This is a genomic window from Rhizobium sp. ARZ01 (genome assembly GCF_014851675.1).
In the GTDB taxonomy this organism is placed as follows: domain Bacteria; phylum Pseudomonadota; class Alphaproteobacteria; order Rhizobiales; family Rhizobiaceae; genus Mycoplana.
The window spans coordinates 2,371,569-2,387,083 of sequence record NZ_JACVAE010000001.1 but is presented as its reverse complement, the minus strand read 5'-3'; the positions used below and the strand labels follow the sequence as shown (position 1 = coordinate 2,387,083).

The following is a 15,515-nucleotide window of genomic DNA, read 5'->3' as shown; positions in this document are numbered from 1 at the left end:
GCTACTGGATGATACGACGGATCAGAGAAAGGCTTTGGGAGAACCTTGGATGGGGTGCGATCGTCTCTGTCGCGCTGCATCTGATGATCGCTGCCGTTCTGTTCGTGCGCCTTCCGACGCTGGAGGCGGCGCCGGCGGACGAGGAGAGTATCAGCGTCGAACTCGTACCGCCGCCGGAGGAAAAAGCACCGGAGGAGCCGCCGCCCGAAGAAATGCCGGCCCAGGAGGAAAAGGCTGAAACCCCGCCACCGCCCGAAGAGCAGCAACCTGAGCCCCAGGGCACACCGGCCGCCGACCAGTTGGCGGGCAAGGTGCCCTTGCCAGTCCTGCGGCCAGTTCTCGAGTTCGGCGAAAAGGACACCGGACCCAAGGTGGACGCCAGCGACCTGACCAAGGGCACAGAGCAGCCGAAGGAACAGCCCAGCGAGGAGGCAGTCAAGGAGTCTAAGCCCTTGGAGACCGCTGCAGTCGAAAAGCAATCCGAGCCTGAAAAGCCGACGGTGCCGGAACCGCAGGACCTGCAACTGCCTGAGAATGAGGGGAACGAGCCACCCACTGTAGCGGACAGCGCTGCGGAGACCGACGCCGGGACCTTGCAGCCCGATGACGCAACAAAGAGCGATGCGGCGAAACCACCGGAAAAATCGGAAGCCCGAGAAGATCAGTTAACGGAAGCAAAGCGGATCTTTTCCAAGAATATAACCGACGATCCCGTGGCAAGGACGGCGATGGGGGATCTCCCGCGCGGCACGCGTGTCGAGCAGTTGTGCAGCACCGAGCTTTACGCCCAGCTCAGACATGCCTCGCCACCCCACAATCCGGAACTGCTGCCGTCCTTTCGGCTGTCGCGCGGGACTGTACTCGACATCCGCCGCGCTGCTTTTCGGGCGAAAACCCGATGGTATAATCTGAGCTTCCGCTGCGAGGTCGATTCGGATGCGACCCACGTCGTCTCCTTCGCCTTCGACGTGGGAACCGAAATTCCGAAAAGCGAATGGCGGGGCAGGGGCTTTCCGGCGCTCTAGCTTCAGGACGCCACGGCCGGGCCTTCTAGATTCACACAACCTTCCTTGTTGGCTCATCCCGGCAGGCGTATATTTCTGCTGGGGTTGAGGGCATTTGCCGCCGCGTCTTTCCGACGCGCGCAGGGGAGGTGTGCTATGACCATGTACATCATTCTCATCAATTGGACTGAGCAGGGAATCAAGAACGTGCGGGAGTCGCCGAAGCGGCTCGATGCCGCCAAGAAGGCACTCGGTGACATGGGCGGTTCGTTCAAGGACTTCTATCTGACCATGGGCGACTATGACATGGTGGCCGTCTGCGAAGCGCCAGACGACGCGGTCGCCGCCCGCTTCTGCCTGACGCTCGGACAGGCCGGCAACGTCCGCACGCGCACGTTGAAGGCCTTCCCGGAAAAGGCCTATCGTGAGCTGATCGGCACGCTGGGATAGGGCAAGGGATTGGAGGATCGCGATCTGGAGGGCGCGACGTCGCCCGCCGGCATGAAAGGACCGCCGGAAGTGCCGGCGGTCCAATACGTCATGTTTGATGCCTGTGGTCAGCCTGCCATGCGGAGAGGCTCGGCGGGGGCATCGTGATGCATCTGCGCCGTTCGGAAGCCGCGAATAAGGCTCAACAGAGCGCCGGTATCTTTGGCGAGCACCTCTGCCGAAGCATTGGTCTGCTCAGCCATGGCGGCGTTCTGTTGGGTCGCATCGTCGAGCTGGTTCAGTGACGAGGAGATCGAGCGCAACGTTGTATCTTGCTCCCCCGCGCTGTGCGAGATCTTCGAAACGATCTCGTTGGCGCTGGCGATCTGCTGCGATATGCGTCTGAGGGCATCGCCGGCCTTGCCGACGAGTTGCACACCCTGGTCGACCTGAGACGAAGACCGTGCAATCTGATCCTTGATTTCCTTCGCAGCGGCGGCCGAGCGCTGGGCAAGCTCACGCACCTCCTGGGCGACGACGGCAAAGCCCTTGCCGCTTTCACCCGCGCGTGCCGCCTCGACGCCGGCGTTCAATGCCAGGAGGTTGGTCTGGAAGGCGATTTCGTCGATCATGCCGATGATCTTGGAGATTTCCGCGGATGACTGCTCGATGCTGCTCATCGCTTCGATCGCCCGGGTGACGACAGCATCGCTATCGTGGGCCTCGGTGCTGACCGCGTTGACCTGGTTTGCCGCTTCGCGGGCGCCGTCGGCGGTTTGGCGGACGGCGACCGTCAGTTCGTCGAGCGCTGCAGAGGTTTCCTCAAGGCTGGCAGCCTGCCGTTCCGTGCGCAGGGCGAGTTCGTTGGCGGCCTGACGGATCTCCTCCTTGCTGACGCCGATGTCATTGCTCTTCTGACTGACACGTGCAACGGTTTGCTCCAGCCGGACGATGGCTCCGTTGAAATTCTCGCGAAGGGTTGCGTATTTCGGGCCGAGCTCTCCGCAGCGTACAGTCAGGTCGCCATCGGCGAGCCGCTGGAGCGAGGCGCCAATGGTGGAGACCACATGAGCCTGCAGCTCGGCCTCGGCCTGTTGGCGTGCAGCGTTCTGCTGACGTTCGCCATCGAGTTCGCGTTGCTGTTCCACCTGGCGTGCTGCCAGCGCATGACGATCACGGATCTTTTCCTGGAGCGACTTTGTTGCCCGTGCCATCAGGCCGACTTCGCTGCCCAGGTCCGTATGCGGAATGGCGATTTCGACGTTTTCGTCGGCAACGGCTTCCAGCGTGCTGTGGACGGCCGAGAGCGGGCGGGAAATGCCCTGGACGATGAAATAAGCAAGTGCCAGGGCAGCCATCGTGCCGATCGCGCCCACCACCACTGCTTCGAAAAGCGTGCGGATCACCAAGGCGTCGAGGTCGTCCATGTAGAGACCGGTCGCAACGACCATTTCCCAGGGCTTGAATTCCTGCGCATAGGCGGTCTTGCGGAAATCATCCCCTGCCTGGCCGGGCTTCGTTCCGTAGAAGTCGGTTTGGCCACCGCCGGCCCGGGCCAGCTTGACCAGCTCGTCGCTATACGCATGCCCCTGACTGTCGGGCTTGCCCTTGATGCTCTGCCCGACGCTGCTGCCATCGGGGTGGATCAGCAAGTTGACGTCGTAGTCAAAGGCAAAGAAATAGCCGTCGGGCTCGAAAGTGAGCGCGCCAATCTGGGCGAATGCTTGCTTCTGCGCATCCTTGCGGCTCAATTCGCCCGTCAGTTCCTTGTCGTGATAGGTCTTTAGCAGTGAAAGCGCTGTCTCGACCTCCGTGCGCAACATTTCGTAGCGCTGCTGATAGATCATCAGCGTGGATGCGCGGATCTGGAACAAAGTAGCGATAGAGAAGGCAACCAGCAGCCCGCCGATCAGGAGGAAAAGCTGGGTGGATATGCGAAGGTTCTTCATTGCAAATCGCCGATTCCGAGGGCTCGCGGGCGAGAGACCCGGTGCCGAAGTCTGGATGTCAGGGGGAGGCTATCGGCGCTTCATGCTCCGACTGTTGTCCAGAACTTAGGGCTGATTGCTTAACCAAGCAATAAAAGGGATGGCAGCTGCTGTAACGCCTGTCCGATCTGTAGGTACGGGACGGCAGGCTGTGGATCGATTTGTGAAACGACCCCATCATTGATGGCGACGCCGGGACGTTTCCCGGCGTCGCTTGTCAGGATTGTGCCCGTTATTCGGCCGCGACGATCTTGCCGTCTTCCCACTTGAACAGCGAGAAGCTCGGCGAGGTGAGGTCGCCGGTTTCGCCATAGGTCAGCTTGCCGATGGCCGTCTGGATCGGCTCACCCGACTTCAGCGCGGTGGCGACAGCGGCTGAATCGTCGGCGCTGCCGGCCTTCTCGATGCCGGTCTTGAGCACTTCGACGGCCGCATAGGCGTTCAGCGTGAAGGCTTCCGGCGGAATTCCGGCGGCCTTCAGGACCTCGACCGCCTTTGCGGAATCGGCGCTCTTCAGCGCATCGATGGCGTTGGTGAAGGTCGTTCCGGCCGCTGCGTCATTGGCGATCGCCCAGAGCTCGCTGTTGGACAGGCCATCACCGCCGATGATGGCGGCATGAACCGACATGTCGTGCAACTGGCGGGCCAGCAGGCCGGCTTCCGGGTGGTAGCCGCCGAAGTAGATCACTTCCGCGCCTTCAGCCTTGAGGCGAGTGATGAGCGCGCTGAGGTCCTTTTCGCCGGGAGTGACGCTTTCGTAGAGCACCTCGGTCACGCCGCCGGCGTTGATCCCGGCCTTGAAGGCGTCGGCCAGTCCCTTGCCGTAGGCACCCTTGTCGTGGACGATGGCGATCTTCTTGTCCTTCATGTTCTTGACGACGTAGTCAGCTGCGACGCTGGCCTGCTGGTCGTCGCGGCCGCAGGTGCGCAGCACGTTCGCCAGGCCACGCGCGGTGAGGTCCGGCGCGGTTGCCGTCGGGGTCACCATCAGCACGCCATTCTCGGCCAGGACGTCGGATGCCGGAATCGCCACACCGGACGTCACCGGACCGACCACGAAACGGATACCTTCGCCAACGAGTTGATTGGCGGCGGAAACCCCCTGTTTTGGTTCGCCTGCATCGTCGGTCAGCTTCAGAACGACCTGCTCACCAAGGATGCCGCCGTTCTTGTTGATCTCGGCAACGGCGGCTTCCGCGCCCTTCTTGACCTGATCGCCGTAGGCGGCGACCGGGCCGGTCAGCGGTGCGATAAGACCGATGGTGATGTCGGCGTAAGCAGCGGTGGAGAACAGCAGCGAGGCTGCGAATGTTACTCCGGTGAATTTCTTGAAGTTCATGATCGCGTCTCCTTGGGTGACCCCTTTCGGGCCTGATCAGCCGCTTGCGGCGCGCAGAGAGCGAGCGCACCGAAATGCCGGCCTGCAGTCGGGAGATGCTTTGGCGGTCTTTTTTGTCTCTGAAGCGCCTCCCGACGAAGCGTAACTAGGAAAAATGCCCGTGTTCCGCAATAAAATATCGCGTGAGGTTCGCTTTCACCCTTGGTTCTGTTGTCGCATCCTCCGTTTTTCGCCGCCGGCGGCGCTGGGTGCTTGACTGGGGTACAGGTTTTGGCGGGAACCGCGAGCGGTTTCTGGCACTTCAACAGCGCACTATTCATTCCTTGAGCGCTATACCCACGCAGGAAAAGCGAGGATCAAATGCCTAGGTCACGTTAAGGCCCGAGGACATGCGCTGGCCTTCAGTCCGCGTTGACGGGCTGTTGGAAAATGGCCGGCAATGATAGGAGCGTCTTAACGGTTAACCACTCAGGGTGCCCGCCATCATGGCGAGACCGTCACTCAAAAAAACTAAGAAACCCGACGTTTAATTCTTGCCCCGGGAGCGCGATCGGAGACCATACTACGCAAATCACCTTCGAGAGCGCCAGCTATTCGATAGTCATTATCGTTGATAACGACGTGAGCGCTGAAATCAGAGGTGGTCAATTTCTTCCAGCGATAAATCCTTCAAGGGCCATGGGGTCACCATAGTTTCGACAGAAGATGGGGGTAGCTGCAAAGCTCTAATTTGATCGCTTTCACAAGGTTGCTTCTTTGTCATGAATCCCTCATGTTGTCGCCACATAGTAGGAGATCCGGCATGAAGCGAGTTATCACATTCGGTACGTTTGATGTTTTACACATTGGACACATCCGAATTCTGCAGCGGGCGAGGGCATTAGGGGACCACCTAACTGTGGGAATCTCGACAGATGCAATGAATTTTTCCAAGAAGCAAAAAAAGCCGGTCTACTCCCAGTTCGATCGAATGGAAATCGTCAAGGCGATTGCAGGCGTAGACGAGGTCTTCCTTGAGCACTCGCTTGATCTCAAAGGCGAGTACATCAAAAAGTACAAATCCGACATCCTGGTAATGGGAAATGACTGGGAGGGACGCTTCGATGAATTTAAGGCGTTATGCGAGGTTGTCTATCTTCCTCGAACCGAAGGCATTTCCACAACCGAGTTGCTGGCTGAGATAAGAGCGTCTGCTTCAGGATTGGCATGAGCAACCGAAAGGTCGCATTCGTCGTAAAGAATAAATTCCAAATTGCCCAGTTCCACAATCTAGCTGTCTCTTATCCTGAGGCAGTATATCTTTTGATGGATCGAAAGACGCTATGGAGCGAGTTTCGCCGAGAGGACATATTGGGCTCTTCTATGCCTGTTCGCCTCGTCAACCGGGCCAATGTAGATACGGTTTCGTCAGAGTTTGATGTAATCTTCTTTCAAACGTTGTTCGCTGGCATTGAGAAAGTGCGCACACCGCTCGTGTCCGTACAGTATGGCCTTGCGAAGGAGCGACACAATTATGGCGAGTGGCGCGCGCTTGCAGATCTCAATCTGATGTATGGCGACTATTCAGTACGGCAAGTGCAGCACTTTTCGACTAGCGCAGCTGTAGGGAACCTTAAGTTTGCAGGTTGGGATCCAGATTTAGATCGGAATGACGCAAAGGGGTTGCTTGGTCTAGACAACGGCCGACCGGTCGTTTTGTACATGCCGACCTACGGGGAATTGGGAACTTTCGACGAGCTTGTGGAGCCACTTGGGCGCTTAGTCGGCGAATTTAACATCCTAATCAAAATGCACCACAACAACGAGATGCGAGGCGCGGACTGGGTAGCGACGGCTCGCTCCCATGGAATAGCACATTGTTTTCATGGTGGCGCGGATCAGAGGGCCCTGTTGTCCGCTGCTGATGTGGTCATAAGCGACTATTCCGGCGCGATATTCGATGCAGTCTACGCCAGGGTGCCAGTGGTGTTGTATCAGCCAGACACCGAAAGCAGGCGCGGAGCTCAAAAGTTTGACCTTACGTCGCTGGAGTTCCGGCGTCGGAACGAGCTTGGACTTGTGTTTGAAAGAGCTGAGGACCTGCGTGCAACATTGCATAATGCGCTTAAGCAATCAGTTGAACTAGTCGAGCGGGCGGAACCTATCAGAGCGGAGCTTTTTGTTGACAGCGCCACGGTGGACCCCATCGGTAGATCGCATTCTCTCGTCGAAGATCTTCTCTCTGGCCGGATTCCTCCTTTGACGACGCAACAGCTTTACGTCAGGGACGCAGTGAGGAGGCTCCTTGCCGCTGAGGCGAGGTTGCAGGCGATCGAAAGGCATTCGCTTCTTGGTAAACTCAGAAGAATTATGTCCTGACGACAGGTTCGCCGCCGGGATTGATCTTCCCCCCAAATTTTATCCTGAGTCTTTCCCTGCGAGCTTTGTGCCAAAACCCACTTCAAGACTTTTTTGCTGTGGGGGAGCAGCTATCGATCGCAGCTCTTTACTCTTAACTGTCTTCAAACGATCGGCAATGCGCGAATAGAAGCGTAGTTCATCGAGTTGGAGGATTTCGGTCAGAACGCTGTCGGCTTCAAGTCTTCCTTCGGTGAGAAGCTTCCTCATGTAGAGCCAGCTTTCGCGCACATCGTGAATCACATAGCTGCGCGGGAGGTTTTTTAATTTCGTGTCGAGATAACCGTCATAGTGCGTTTTCTGAGACAGGAAGAAGTCGGCATTGAACACTTTTAGCCGCCTTGGCGAAAAAAGCAGGAGATCGGCGATGTGGTGGCGCAAAGCGTAACCCCTGCCCATGAATATGGCAGGAGCTATGTTGCTAGCTCTCACCTTCTTTGAGCCTAGTATAGCTGCCGCATCGCGCGCGTCTTCCACATTTCGGAAGTTTGCGAACTTCAGTTCTTTTGCCGCACTCAGCGCTCTATGGGCATCTTCGCGCCGGTACTTCAACATGCGGGCGTTAAAGTAAGCGACATCGGTTCTGGATCCGACGAAATCCGCCAAAGCTGAAAGCGTGTCAAACTCGATCGGGTTGGTTCGAACGATAACATCGAATTGGTCGATTTCGCTGCCGCTCGCCAAACCATTCTCGGCGGGGCCAACTATCGCTATTGATTTGTCCTCGATCAAGCGAGCCAATTCCGACGATTGTTGTTTGTGAGGAGGCACAAACGTCCCTGCAAGAAAAGCCTCCGCAGATCGCGATGATGCTACGCTCTTGCCTGCGGTTGCAACGCACCTGGCAGCTTCCGACTTTGCAACGTAGGCGGCCTCTATCAGCCTGCTTCGGAACAGAATCGAATGAGCCAGCATCCAAAAGCCGAAGGGGGCTTCTGGTAATGCACTAGCGGCTGTGCGTACGAGTTCGGCTGCATCTCGAGGCGATATAGCCGCGTCGCCGACCTCAAGCAGGCGGAAGAACTCGTCAACCTTCGCTTGCTTGGCCATGTATCGCGGAAGCCAGCCCGATCCGACCTTATGGGAGATCATCATGGCTCCGAACAAGTCGAATGTCTTCGGCACCGAAAGGCTCGACGCAATTCCATTGCTTGCGTGATGCCCTGTGATCTCCGCCACAATAGGTTTGAGAATATCCTTGGCCGCCAGGTGGTCGCCGGACATCCGTACCTGTTCTGAGTACTTCACCCCGGCTTTGCGGCGCTTCGCCAAAAGGTCCCGGCCGACATTCTTGCGGCCTCCTGACCGAACGATCTCATCGTAGGTGGCGAAAGCAGTACGCCAGTCTCTTTCGGACTCTGCCGCTATCGCGGCTGCACGCAAGTGCTCGACACGTCCATCCCACGGCTTTCGCACAATTGATATGAATTTCGAGATGCCGGCACGAAGTAGACGCATCCACTTCTTTCTGAACAAGGGGCCACTTTTTGTCGTCGTTGTCGCCGGCAAACTTCCCGCCTTCTTGGCTTCAGCCATCACCTCTCAAAGGGAATCATCGGATTTCACGTAACCCTGTGATTCTCAAAGATATGATAGATTGAGTAGTAGTCGCTCCAATTCATTCATAGGTGCTAATTTGCTAACAAAGCAAAAATCGCTCGCAGTTACAAGAGCGCTATGTGTTTCGCCAGTGCTCTCTCCCTATGCGTGCAGAATGATCTAGATGCACGCCGGAGGCAGGGTTGTAACTGGGGCTAAACTGTGTTGATCCAGAACATCCACCGAGGGACGAAACACCCAGCCACGGGATTGGGGTAAGCAATGCAAGTGCTCATCATTCCGTAGCCCTTCGAGGTCATGCAAGCTTCCGATACTCATCTGCATGCGTCGCCGGCGCGATCTGCTTTTCAAGAACCCGCATTTCACACTCGCCGCGAGCCGATGTGGTGTTCACCCCAGATCAGGCGGAGACGTTTGTCAGCACAACGATGCTGCCGACCATGACGGCGACAACAAGCGCCAGAACGCTTTTCAAAATCGAAATAGCCGCCCGCATGCTTCCTGCGGTTTTTTGGTTGGTTGGTGTGAGAGACTGACATTGCGGTACATCGTTGAAAAGAGTGGCGCACCCGACATGCAACCTCTTCCGAGGCGACTTGATATAATTTTGCGTTTTCAACGTCATAGCGACGAGTTGTTGACTGGCGGGATTGTAGACTGTGTACCTTGAGGCGTCAATGTCGTGTACCCGCTGCTCTCAAGGAAGAAGCCCAAGTCGTTGGCCATAAGGAGGGCCGCAAGTCGATCACGTTCAAGGTCTACTCTGGCGGGCCATCGGAAGACCAGAAGCGCAGGTGCGTGGAGGCTGTGAAGTTGCCATCGCCGGTCCCTGTTCACGATGTTGGTGCCGATGCCTAGAGGTGGACGGCTTGACATCCCAGTCGCTTGTCCGCTGACGATGCACGATAATCGCTCAATCGATCCGGCGCAGACTTTCTGCATAGACACCTAAACTGGTGCCCCGGCCGATGACGACGATGCGGCTACCAGATGCGAGGCCCTGTCTGAAGTCGCCTGCGACGCCGCAAACTCGGTCGAAGAGGAACGGAAGCCCTTGAAGTTCAAGCGGGTCCTGGCAGTGTCTGGTGCCGTAATCATCAGCGCGCACCACGGTAAAAGGGAGTTCGACCTGATGGCCCGCGATCAACGCAAGGATCATCGGGCCAGCAAGGACGATGACGTGTTTCCCAATGTAGTACCCGAGCCACGTAATGACTAAGACGCCCCAAGCCTTCGTTGCCTTGCCGCCCTTAACCCTGTGGATGTTCAGCAGGACGAGCAAGAGCAGCACCACCGAGGAGACTAGGCCAGCGGCAATTCCAGGCAGATTTGTCTTGGACGCCCATTCGATCGATGGCAGGAAGGCGAAGCCGAACATCGGGGCGGCAACAGGCAAAAGACCAAGCAGCCACCAGACCGCCAGCACTACCCCGGCGAGTTTGCCAAGCGGCTGACCTGCCGTCTCTTCTTTTGAACCATCCATTGAACAGCACGCCGCACTATCGATGACGTCTCCTATCGACAGCTTTGTGGCACACCACGGGTTGCAACCTCAAGATATAATGAGTGCGATGTTTCATGATTGAGCGAGACGAAAAAGGCATAATCACCCCGCCTCACAAGAACGCATAACTATTCCGACATCTATGCGCCCTGCTCAATTCGCTTGGCGAGCCGTGACAACGTCGAACGTGAGCAGCGGGTCGCCTTGATAATACTGTTCCAGCTCTGACCGCTGGCCAGCATCTGGACGATGGCAGCGTTGCGCTCGGCATCCTCCGGGCGTCCCTTGTAGACGCCATCAGTCTTGGCCTTGGCGATGCCCTGCGCCTGTCTCCGTCTGCGGTCCTCGTATTCCTTGCGGGCGATAGCTGCGAGCATGTCGAGCATCATCCCGTTGATGGCGTCCAGCATCCGGCTCTGGATGTCGTCCTTGTCAGCCGTGGCCATCATCCATGATGTAGGAAGGTCCAAAGCCACCACCTTCACACGGCGCTGCTGTATCTCGGCTTTCAGCCTCGCCCAATCGGCAGCGTTAAGGCGGCTCAACCGGTCCACCTGTTCGACCAGCAGGATATCACCGGGGTGGCAGTCGGCCAGCAGCCGGAACAGTTCGGGGCGGGCCAAGGATGCGCCGCTCTCGTTCTCCACGTAGGAGGCGGCGATCTTCAGGCCACGCTCCGCAGCGAAGCGGAACAGGTCATCCTTCGCGCGACTGGCGTCTTGGTCCTTGGTGCTGGCACGGAGATAGGCGCGGACATGCATGGAAAACCACCTAGGTTCGTTATGGGTGGTTCGCTTATCGACGGTTCGATATGAGTTGTCAATGGGCATTTATCGAACCAGTTCGGCAATAGTTCTTCCGAGGTGTACCTATAACGAACCACGATTTAAGGCGGTCCATGACCAACAGCGTCAGCTCATCCTCGTCCATCTCGCCGGTCTTCAGCTTCTCCTCACCGGCCACGTACATGCCATCCTTGCGGATTGCCGGGAGGACTTCATGACGAACCCAACGGTCGAACGCTTTGGCTTCGGGTCTGGAGCTTGATTGAATGAGCTTGTAGAGACCGGGTTCAGATAGCAACCGGATCGCGGGTGCCCCTCTGCCAGTGATTAGAGATAAGTTTCTTACCTCAAATCGAGTGACGATCCGCTGCTCATCGTCGTCCAGCCGCTTGTAAACCTCGGCCAATCCTGTCGTCCGTCCATAGAGGATGCGGCATACGTCAGCCGCAACGAACCACGGCTGGCCGTCGATCTCGACTACGCGGACGGACTTGGAGAGGTAGGAGAAGGTGGTGAGGTTGGTCATTGGAAGTGTCCTGCTCAGTGCCCCCGTTCAGGCGGCCGGACACTGCCTTGCGATGTGAAATGAAGGGGGGCACGGGGGGATGCGGCGTTGCCGCTTATCTGATTTGCCCTCTCGAAATTTCTCGCCAGATATTCCTACCCCTCCCGGTCCCCTTTCACCTGACGCCGCTGGATGATCTGATAACTGCGCGGGATCGATGGAGGGATCGGGAGGGGTGCATACGGCTATCTGCACAGGCGCGGGTATGCAGATTGCACACCTGCCTATGCAGAAGTCGCTACGTAAGGAGTGCATACCCTGAGGGTCAGAAACCGGGGTCAATCAGCAATTCTTCAACGTCAGCCTTGCTGATGTAGTCGCTGACATTGAACCACGACCTGAAGACCTCCGAGGCACCCCGCCCAAGGTACCGATCAAGGACACGGGCGGCGAGGTCGGGGTTTGTTTGGAGCTTGTTGCCAAACTCCTTGGACAGACGATGCGCCCAAGCTTCGACCTGGGCCTCAAGCCTAGCCTCAAGCTCATCCTGTTCCAAGACGATCTTCCCCTTGTCGGCCTGCAGCATCGCCTTCCGCCACGTATCGATCCCCACGGCGGCATCTCCCAGCTTCTTCATCACGCTCCTCATCGTCGCCACGTGCCTCTCAGAGACACCAGACAGCGATGCCGTGTCCGCCTTGGAGAAGCTACCGGCCTGCACAATCCGCCATGCGAGGTTGTTGCGCTGGTCAGGTGTCATCGGCAGTTTCAGCTTCACATTCGCCTCAGCGGCCACCTTCATGGCTTCCTTGGCGGTCCCCTGAAACCACGTCACGGGGATGTCCTTGCGTTGTTTCTTCTCAAGCTGGAAGCGTTCGTACGCTGCCTTCCGGTGGTGACCATCGACCAGCAGCACATGCTTGCCACAGCGCCAGACCGTGATCGGGTCAAGGTCGGTGCCCTGCTTCAAGGCAGAAAGCAACCCGCCCACGTGATGCTCATCGAAGTCCAGACCCCGCACCTGAAAGACATGGGGGACCAGTTCAATCTGGCTCATCGGCAGCCGCTCAGGTTCTGCGGGGTCATCAGTGTTCGCGGCCCTCATCGCCTCCAGCGCCTCAAGGGCTGGCTTCAGGTCGGCGCTGAACACGTCTTCATTCAATTCTCCGTACATGCGGAAGTTCCTCAAATCGTTGGTCATCATGTTGTTCTTGTTGAATGCATCCCCTGCACCATGATCCCTAAAAGGCGATCTCCCCGAACCGGTGAGGAACGAGGAGACCGTAAGCAGGACTAACGATGAGGGGTTGTTACACCGCACTCCCGGCTATCGGGTTACCATTGAGCGGCTGTGCGGGGACGTTTGTCCTTAAGGATGAGGCAATTCGACAGCGTTCTTTCTCCTAAAGTGCGTGGTAATTGACCGGCGTTCTCTATCCGTAAGTGGTGGGTATTCGAGCGCTGTCCTATATCCCTTAGTGGCGGGTAATTGATCGGCGTTTCCTATCCGTAATCAGGGGGAAATCGATAAGGCAGCCTTGGCTACCGGCTGCCTGCTCTTCCGCCTGCTCGTACTGCTCGGCCCATGCACGGGCAGCGATAGCGGGGTTCGAGAAGTCTGGCAGTGCGGGAGTGATGGGGGTAGACCGAGCCTGCACTTCCAGTTCCTGCCAGCGATCAACCAAACGAGCGGTGAACTCCGGGGAAAGTTGAGCGACGACCACGTAGGTGTCCCGCTTGCCAACCATGTATGCCTTAACGGACTTAGGTCCGAAGCTGGGATTAGGGACTTCCTGCATTGCAGGGAGTGTGATCACGCCACGCTCAGCGAGGCGTTCGATGGTGATCTTCACGTTGTCGTGGCGGCTCTCGACCAGCCGAGCGATCTCAAGGCTGGACATGGTGAGGACGGCGGAAGGCTGGGCGTTGATGGTGATGATCTGGCTCATTGGAAGTGTCCTGCTGTGGGGCCGTTCAGGTGGCCGAGGACAACAGGACCAACACCCATTTGCCGGTGTGAGTGTCGACCGCAGGGCGCGTTCAGGCGCTCCGATAGGCTTGACCTACCGAGGAGATGAGAAACGCAATGTAGGGTCGACACCGAGGAAGGAGGAGATGGCTACTCGGCACCCAGACCGAACGCCTTATTCATCACCCGCGTCAAGACCTTCAGCTTGGCGTGGCGACCTCCATAGTGGTGCTCTCCGGTGCCGGGGTTCAGGTGGCCCATAATCGCGTTCTTGTCGATGGCTGATGCCTCAGCCAAGGAAAGCCGGTCTGCCATGCCGTGACGAAGGGAATGAACCGTGTGTTTCGGCTCGGTGGTCACTTCTCGAATGCGCTTCATCAGGACCGCTGACGCTGTCGTGGGGCCGGTAGGCTTGATATATCGGGCGAATACGTACGGCCCATTTCCCGCCATCGTCAGGGCCTCCCTCGCAGCCGCCAAGGCATCACCCACAAGTGGGACGTCACGGGTTGATGACTCAGTCTTCAGGCGGCGTTCGGGATGAGCAACGATCTTGAGGTGAGGCAGTTCACCTTCCACGACGATGTCCTGAACACGAAGGCCAGTGATCTCGGCAATACGGGTGCCTGTTCCATCCACCAGCCGCCAAAGTAACTGCACGTCCTTCTTGGCCTTGCTCAGGATGATGGCCGTGATCTTGTCCTTGATCACATCGGGGATGGGGTAGCGACTTTCCGATGCAGCCTCGACACTCTTGGGCAGTTCCAGCTTGCTGAACGGGTTGGTGAAGCTGGCTTCCTTCTCGGTGATGTAACAGGTGATCATCCCCTTGAGCGTGTTGAGTTCACGCTTCACGGAGGCTGGCTTGAGACCGGCAGCGATGTAGTGATCTCTGACCTTCTTGGCCGTCTCCCTCGTCCATCGATCCAAGGTCGGCACGGGGTCAAGCGCTGCGTTCACAGCCTCGATGATACGTTCCACGCGCCTGAGCTTCTTCCTGAACTCGAAGTCTGTCCCGTCCAGTTTCTCGGCCACATAGACCCGCTTGGCATCCTCCAATGTCGGGGCTGGCTTGGCGGGCGCGGCACCCATCAGAGCCTGAACCTTGAGAACATCGTCGGGGTTCGTGATCAGCGGGTACCCCGTCTCCGGGTCTTCGGGGTATCGGGCTGCGATGCTCTCCGCGATGATCTCGCGCTGAAAGGCTTCATCCTCGTCCTGGGCTGCCGTCTCTGGGCTGTCGATACCCAAGGCCCTGATCTCGTCCATCAGTTCCCCGTACCGCACTAGCCGCGTCCTGTCGTTCGGGGACTGCTTCCGCTTCTCCCTCGCGAGCGCCTTGCTGGCGATCTCCAGTTCCCTCTCGAAGGCTGCATGAGTGGCTGGATAACGCTTCAGGGCTTCCGGCTTCGACTGTCCAAGTGATGCAACCAACTCGCTCTTGCCGATGAAAGGCTTCAGTTCAGCAGGCACCCTGCGCCGATACCGATAGATGCCACGAACACCTTTAGGCTCCTGAACGTACTGCAATACAAGCCCCATGCGTACCCTTCCATGTACCCGCGTGTGTACCTGATGCGTCGCTAAGGCAATGGAAACGTTGATTATATTCGGCTTTCCGAAGCGGAATGGCGCACCACCGAAGTTCAAAACGCGAACACGTATATGATTGTTGTAACAACATAAATTTACAACGGCCTCCAATCGAGGCGATCAGAGATGCTCTCGGCCAACTTGGGGCGGCCCGAACGTCGGGGCCCGAGGCGGTGCCAGTTGATCTGCAAGCAACCTCGCAGAAAACCGGGATCCGGAGAAATGACTGGACATTGTAAATCGGGTTGGTTACACGCGCGTCCCATCGAGGCATAGCATTATCAAAATGCTATTCCTTTGCTACTATCGTCGCCCTGATTTTGATAGATGCCGATATCCGATGTCTCCATTGCCAGCACCCGATCCGCCGCTTTTCGCGCAGTCTGCCAAAGTAGTGCTAGCCTGCTGTCCACAAAATCAGCAGGCGGCCAAACATCCTACT

General features: G+C 57.6%; 13 protein-coding genes. 4 read left to right on the top strand and 9 right to left on the bottom strand.

The features are described from left to right. The first annotated feature begins 8 nt into the window (after nucleotides 1–8). Together IB238_RS11355 and IB238_RS11350 are read left to right on the top strand one after the other, a co-directional pair. On the top strand, nucleotides 9–1,025 hold the full coding sequence (locus tag IB238_RS11355; RefSeq protein WP_192246259.1) for a DUF930 domain-containing protein: 1,017 nt from the start codon (nucleotides 9–11) through the stop codon (nucleotides 1,023–1,025). A gap of 135 nt (nucleotides 1,026–1,160) precedes the next feature. Beyond that, nucleotides 1,161–1,454, top strand: a complete 294-nt coding sequence (locus tag IB238_RS11350) for a GYD domain-containing protein (RefSeq protein WP_192246257.1) — start codon at nucleotides 1,161–1,163, stop codon at nucleotides 1,452–1,454. Between the two features lie 107 nt (nucleotides 1,455–1,561). On the opposite strand, the gene IB238_RS11345 is transcribed toward IB238_RS11350, so the two are convergent. Both IB238_RS11345 and IB238_RS11340 read right to left on the bottom strand, forming a co-directional pair. Next, complete coding sequence (locus tag IB238_RS11345) at nucleotides 1,562–3,382, bottom strand: methyl-accepting chemotaxis protein (RefSeq protein ID WP_192246255.1); 1,821 nt, start codon at nucleotides 3,380–3,382, stop codon at nucleotides 1,562–1,564. A 271-nt stretch (nucleotides 3,383–3,653) separates the two neighbouring features. Continuing rightward, nucleotides 3,654–4,760, bottom strand: a complete 1,107-nt coding sequence (locus tag IB238_RS11340; protein ID WP_192246253.1) for a branched-chain amino acid ABC transporter substrate-binding protein — start codon at nucleotides 4,758–4,760, stop codon at nucleotides 3,654–3,656. 802 nt (nucleotides 4,761–5,562) lie between these two features. Between IB238_RS11340 and IB238_RS11335 the strand changes: the two genes are divergently transcribed. After that, nucleotides 5,563–5,970, top strand: coding sequence for an adenylyltransferase/cytidyltransferase family protein (locus IB238_RS11335; RefSeq protein ID WP_192246251.1), 408 nt, complete (start codon nucleotides 5,563–5,565; stop codon nucleotides 5,968–5,970). Further along, entirely contained in the window at nucleotides 5,967–7,118 is a 1,152-nt protein-coding gene (locus tag IB238_RS11330; RefSeq protein ID WP_192246249.1) for a CDP-glycerol glycerophosphotransferase family protein, read from the top strand. The genes IB238_RS11335 and IB238_RS11330 overlap by 4 nt, the downstream gene beginning before the upstream one ends. Nucleotides 7,119–7,157: 39 nt before the next feature. Here IB238_RS11330 and IB238_RS11325 read toward each other — a convergent pair whose 3' ends face one another. The 7 genes from IB238_RS11325 to IB238_RS11295 form a co-directional block, all read right to left on the bottom strand. After that, entirely contained in the window at nucleotides 7,158–8,693 is a 1,536-nt protein-coding gene (locus tag IB238_RS11325; RefSeq protein ID WP_192246247.1) for a hypothetical protein, read from the bottom strand. A 937-nt stretch (nucleotides 8,694–9,630) separates the two neighbouring features. Further along, nucleotides 9,631–10,200 carry a hypothetical protein gene (locus IB238_RS11320; protein WP_192246245.1) on the bottom strand — a complete coding sequence of 190 codons (570 nt, stop codon included), beginning with the start codon at nucleotides 10,198–10,200 and terminating at the stop codon, nucleotides 9,631–9,633. Nucleotides 10,201–10,361: 161 nt separating this feature from the next. Beyond that, nucleotides 10,362–10,982 (bottom strand): recombinase family protein, encoded by a 621-nt coding sequence (locus IB238_RS11315; RefSeq protein WP_192246243.1) that lies wholly within the window; start codon nucleotides 10,980–10,982, stop codon nucleotides 10,362–10,364. Between the two features lie 58 nt (nucleotides 10,983–11,040). Next, the gene (locus IB238_RS11310; protein ID WP_210333480.1) at nucleotides 11,041–11,532 is read right to left on the bottom strand and encodes a BRO family protein; all 492 of its coding nucleotides are present in this window, start codon (nucleotides 11,530–11,532) and stop codon (nucleotides 11,041–11,043) included. Nucleotides 11,533–11,836: 304 nt separating this feature from the next. Next, complete coding sequence (locus IB238_RS11305; protein ID WP_192246241.1) at nucleotides 11,837–12,712, bottom strand: ParB N-terminal domain-containing protein; 876 nt, start codon at nucleotides 12,710–12,712, stop codon at nucleotides 11,837–11,839. Nucleotides 12,713–12,986: 274 nt separating this feature from the next. Then, nucleotides 12,987–13,460 (bottom strand): Rha family transcriptional regulator, encoded by a 474-nt coding sequence (locus tag IB238_RS11300; protein ID WP_192246239.1) that lies wholly within the window; start codon nucleotides 13,458–13,460, stop codon nucleotides 12,987–12,989. Nucleotides 13,461–13,630: 170 nt separating this feature from the next. Further along, nucleotides 13,631–15,022 (bottom strand): tyrosine-type recombinase/integrase, encoded by a 1,392-nt coding sequence (locus tag IB238_RS11295; RefSeq protein WP_192246237.1) that lies wholly within the window; start codon nucleotides 15,020–15,022, stop codon nucleotides 13,631–13,633. Nucleotides 15,023–15,515: the final 493 nt, after the last annotated feature.

Excerpts from the sequence above, each read along its gene's own strand:
- IB238_RS11305 (WP_192246241.1), bottom strand. The coding sequence starts at position 12,712 with ATGACCAACGATTTGAGGAACTTCCGCATGTACGGAGAATTGAATGAA.
- IB238_RS11300 (WP_192246239.1), bottom strand. The coding sequence starts at position 13,460 with ATGAGCCAGATCATCACCATCAACGCCCAGCCTTCCGCCGTCCTCACC.
- IB238_RS11320 (WP_192246245.1), bottom strand. The coding sequence starts at position 10,200 with ATGGATGGTTCAAAAGAAGAGACGGCAGGTCAGCCGCTTGGCAAACTC.
- IB238_RS11330 (WP_192246249.1), top strand. The coding sequence starts at position 5,967 with ATGAGCAACCGAAAGGTCGCATTCGTCGTAAAGAATAAATTCCAAATT.
- IB238_RS11310 (WP_210333480.1), bottom strand. The coding sequence starts at position 11,532 with ATGACCAACCTCACCACCTTCTCCTACCTCTCCAAGTCCGTCCGCGTA.
- IB238_RS11350 (WP_192246257.1), top strand. The coding sequence starts at position 1,161 with ATGACCATGTACATCATTCTCATCAATTGGACTGAGCAGGGAATCAAG.
- IB238_RS11325 (WP_192246247.1), bottom strand. The coding sequence starts at position 8,693 with ATGGCTGAAGCCAAGAAGGCGGGAAGTTTGCCGGCGACAACGACGACA.
- IB238_RS11340 (WP_192246253.1), bottom strand. The coding sequence starts at position 4,760 with ATGAACTTCAAGAAATTCACCGGAGTAACATTCGCAGCCTCGCTGCTG.
- IB238_RS11335 (WP_192246251.1), top strand. The coding sequence starts at position 5,563 with ATGAAGCGAGTTATCACATTCGGTACGTTTGATGTTTTACACATTGGA.
- IB238_RS11295 (WP_192246237.1), bottom strand. The coding sequence starts at position 15,022 with ATGGGGCTTGTATTGCAGTACGTTCAGGAGCCTAAAGGTGTTCGTGGC.
- IB238_RS11345 (WP_192246255.1), bottom strand. The coding sequence starts at position 3,382 with ATGAAGAACCTTCGCATATCCACCCAGCTTTTCCTCCTGATCGGCGGG.
- IB238_RS11355 (WP_192246259.1), top strand. The coding sequence starts at position 9 with ATGATACGACGGATCAGAGAAAGGCTTTGGGAGAACCTTGGATGGGGT.
- IB238_RS11315 (WP_192246243.1), bottom strand. The coding sequence starts at position 10,982 with ATGCATGTCCGCGCCTATCTCCGTGCCAGCACCAAGGACCAAGACGCC.